Origin of the sequence: Caldisalinibacter kiritimatiensis (assembly GCF_000387765.1) — a bacterium.
Classification (GTDB): domain Bacteria; phylum Bacillota; class Clostridia; order Tissierellales; family Caldisalinibacteraceae; genus Caldisalinibacter; species Caldisalinibacter kiritimatiensis.
This window is the reverse complement of the sequence record NZ_ARZA01000115.1, coordinates 1-3540: the sequence shown is the minus strand read 5'-3', so window position 1 is coordinate 3540 and position 3540 is coordinate 1. Positions and strand designations below refer to the sequence as shown.

Annotated in this window: 5 protein-coding genes; all 5 read right to left on the bottom strand. The window is 27.6% G+C overall.

The genetic code is table 11. From position 1 onward, the window contains the following. The coding region (locus tag L21TH_RS05680; protein ID WP_034429439.1) for a hypothetical protein at nt 1-274 on the bottom strand (274 nt) is incomplete at its 3' end. A gap of 113 nt (nt 275-387) precedes the next feature. Then, nucleotides 388-738 carry a hypothetical protein gene (locus L21TH_RS05675; RefSeq protein ID WP_006311417.1) on the bottom strand — a complete coding sequence of 117 codons (351 nt, stop codon included), beginning with the start codon at nt 736-738 and terminating at the stop codon, nt 388-390. Nucleotides 739-1021: 283 nt separating this feature from the next. Further along, nucleotides 1022-1279, bottom strand: coding sequence for a hypothetical protein (locus L21TH_RS05670; RefSeq protein WP_006311415.1), 258 nt, complete (start codon nt 1277-1279; stop codon nt 1022-1024). A 482-nt stretch (nt 1280-1761) separates the two neighbouring features. Next, nucleotides 1762-2208 (bottom strand): hypothetical protein, encoded by a 447-nt coding sequence (locus L21TH_RS05665; protein ID WP_006311414.1) that lies wholly within the window; start codon nt 2206-2208, stop codon nt 1762-1764. Nucleotides 2209-2362: 154 nt separating this feature from the next. After that, a complete protein-coding gene (locus tag L21TH_RS05660; RefSeq protein WP_006311413.1) occupies nt 2363-3226 on the bottom strand; it encodes a DUF6973 domain-containing protein in 864 nt (287 codons plus the stop codon). Nucleotides 3227-3540: the final 314 nt, after the last annotated feature.

Sequence of the window (3540 nt, the reverse complement as noted above, 5' to 3'; positions counted from 1 at the left end):
CAGAAATCATAACTTCTAATCTATACAGTTGGTGACCTTTATTTAAATACAACTCAAATTCTTTGGTACCAATTCGTAAATTTGAATTAGATAAATCAATATGATAAGTAAAGCATTTAGAGTAGTTGAAATCTGTTAAGTTTTCTATGTTTTCTTTGCTAAAATATTCTTTTATATGTTTTAACCAGTAATTTTTATCTATATACTTATTTGCCAAGTAAGAGAAATCATAATCACTGTATAAAGTTCTAATAGAATTATTAATGTTGTGCATATGTATAAACTCCTTTAGATTAAATTAATCAACAGAATATAGGTAATAAATATAATAAGCTAGTTTTTATCTAATTACTGAGATAAATCTTACTGAGATAAATCCAGTTAGCACTAAACACCAAAATGAATCATATATTTATTCTCTTGTTTTGCTTTTCTGATTAATTTCAACAACTCCATAAGGTTATAATCTTGTTTAATTCTAGGATCATTAGAAACTATAGTTTCAAATATTGATAATGATTCCGGTGGTATTAATGTAACTCCATGTCGATCTAAAGCCACACTAGGCTTATTCAAATCACCACCTACATATGTTTTCATTTTGTTTAATTCTTCCCACCAATCATCGATATAAATATCATCATCAATTGTTACACAATTATATTTTTCTGGTTCATATTTAATATATTCCTTATTCTTATTTATCTTGTCAATAATTCCTAATTCAATAGGAGTCAATCTATCACCTCCTTTTTTAGTTTATTGTATTTATTAACTCTATATTATCAAAATATTAGAATTAAAGTTTCCTGGTGTCCAAAGATTTAATAAGTCTGATGGAATTTCTCGACTTCCAGTGGATACAAGGCTAGATACAAAAACATTTTCTCCATCTTTAGCTGACTATGTTATTTTTATATTTTCTTTACAAGTTAATAAATGTATTTCTGTAATACTATAAGTGCTAGTTCCTGGCCTAACAATAGTTACATTAAAGTTTTTCTTAATTTTCTGCTGCAACTCAATCTAACACCACTTTATTAGGTAGTATGTTTTGTGGGGTTATTAGGTTGCTTTTAGAAGATTGGATTTTATTAATTTCAATTTCAGTATTATTATTTGATTTACCCAAAATTTCATCCTCGTATCCCTGTACATATCTAACTAACTCTTGTTTTTCTACATTACTCTCTGCATTTGCTACATCAATGGAATTAGCTCCAATTAATATAGTAAATATACTTAATATACTTATTAATTTTAATATCAATTTTTTCATATTCTTTTATCCTCCTTCTATTTTCTTTGTAAAAGTATGACATTTCCCTTATAAAATAATTCTATCAAATCTATAAACAAGCTTGTCCACAGATATAATTTTACCCCCACTCCAAATTTGCCAATAATTTCTTTGTAAATATTTTCCGACATAAATTGATAGAATATTATTTTTTCAAACAAAAACAGCCAAAGTGACTCCATATCACCTCGACTGTCTTATTCATAATCTATTCAATTACAACCTCCATCTCCGTCCCATCAAGCAAAATTACAATTATTTTCTCTCCTTCAAATACCGTAATCTTCTGGGCAATACTAAAGAATAAATTCATATCAATTTTTTCTATTGGTTTTGAATTTTTAGAATTTCTATGAACTATAAATAATAGGTTTTTCAGTTTTTTGGTTCTAAATAATTATTTTAGTGGGTAAGGTTCACATCTTACTTTATAAACACGTGCCAATCTATTGTTAGATTTTCTAGTCTAATGTTTCAATGACTATCTCTTGTTTTTTACCATTATAGTAAACTTCTATTTTTTTTGGTTTTGAATCTAGACTTAAATTTACAATTAATTTATTATTGACATAAACATCGTCAATTGCAAGTTTATCAATAAAATTAACAATTAATTTGCCTTTTACTATCTTTGCATTTGCTTCTGTATTAACGTATAAATTTTTACCATGGTTTTTATTAAATAGTATTAGTAGCTCAAACGAATCTGAATGATCAGTTTTATAAATATGTATACCATTACTTTTTTCTTTGCTATCTATCCATTTTTTTTTCTTATCGCTTAAATTTACCGTATTATCAATTATTTTTAAATCCACCTTGTTTTTTTGATCATTATACATATAAGTAAATACTGTCAAAGCTATTAAAACAACCATGCTAATTATTATAATTACTTTTTCTTTCAATTGTATTCCTCCTATTTGCCTTAAAATTATAAAAAGGTGGACTATCGGGAAAATTTCTAAAATACAAAAAGGCATTTTATTAAATCAGAGTAATTTAAATATTTCAATAAAATGCCTTTTTATTTTAAATGCACATCAATTTATCGTATAGTGATTAATCATGTAACCAGATTATATCAGAAGATTTATTTGTCAACTTTTCTGAAACACGATCTTTTATTGTATCATCTGATAAAACTGGCCAAATTTCATACCAACTAACACATTCAAGCCCCTCAGCGTTATTATGTAAATCCATTTCTCTATGCTCATACTCATAGTATCCATCAGCTGCCTTCTGATTTAATTCCTCTTCTGATTTTTCTTCATGTGCAGTAGAAAAAGCTTCTGCTATATGCTCATCCAAACGGGCATCCATTAATGCATTCCACATTGCATGTCTATAACCGTCAGTTTTGTCACCAAGACCATTATACCCAAACTTTTCTTTTGTGTATGTATAAGCTTGCTGAGAACACGAATTAACTATTACTGCTTCTGCTGGGTAAAGAACTACAAGAACTTTTTCGGCTGTAGTTAATCTTGCCCAATCATCATACGATATTGCATATACCGTATCAACGAATGACAAGCCTAATTTTTTTATTTTTTTCGGTTTTTCTTTTAATCCAGTAATAGAATTAAAATGCTTTACTATGTGTTTAGTATCTTTAGATTTATTAGTTTTCTTATATTTTTCAATATCTTTACACAATTGTACAAAATTATAATTTACGGGATATCCATCTTTTTTTAATATATCTACCGCCTCTTCAACAGAAGATAGTTTTATAGTTTTAAATTTCATTTCTTTAGATTTCTTTTCAGATTTTGCTAATATTCTATTGACCATTTTTTCTGCTTGAACGATTTCTTCATCAGTTTCAGCATATTTCATATCAGAATTAGCACCGTATGAAAAAGTAAATCCTGAAACTACTAACGTAAAAACTAGTAATGACAGTAAAATCTTCTTCATAATTAAATCAACTCCATTCTTATATTTTGCATTAAGCGTGGTTAGTACATAGATTCAACAGTTCGCAAACTCATTGTATTAAAATAGCGATAAGCTTTTAGAGTTCCTTCATCTGGATATAGTAGGACATGCCATATACCCCACAATACAATAACGTTTTAATTATAGAGTACTTACCCCTTAAATAACTTTATCAACTACATAAACAAGCTTGTCTACAGTAATTATTCTACCCCCCCCACTCCAAATTTGTCATAGCTCGTTGCAGAACTCTACAACTCGCATAAATACTGCATTTTATTTATTTAAATGGA

Bases quoted from the DNA above. Each gene is read 5' to 3' on its own strand.
- L21TH_RS05670 (WP_006311415.1), bottom strand. From the start codon at position 1,279: ATGAAAAAATTGATATTAAAATTAATAAGTATATTAAGTATATTTACT.
- L21TH_RS05660 (WP_006311413.1), bottom strand. From the start codon at position 3,226: ATGAAGAAGATTTTACTGTCATTACTAGTTTTTACGTTAGTAGTTTCA.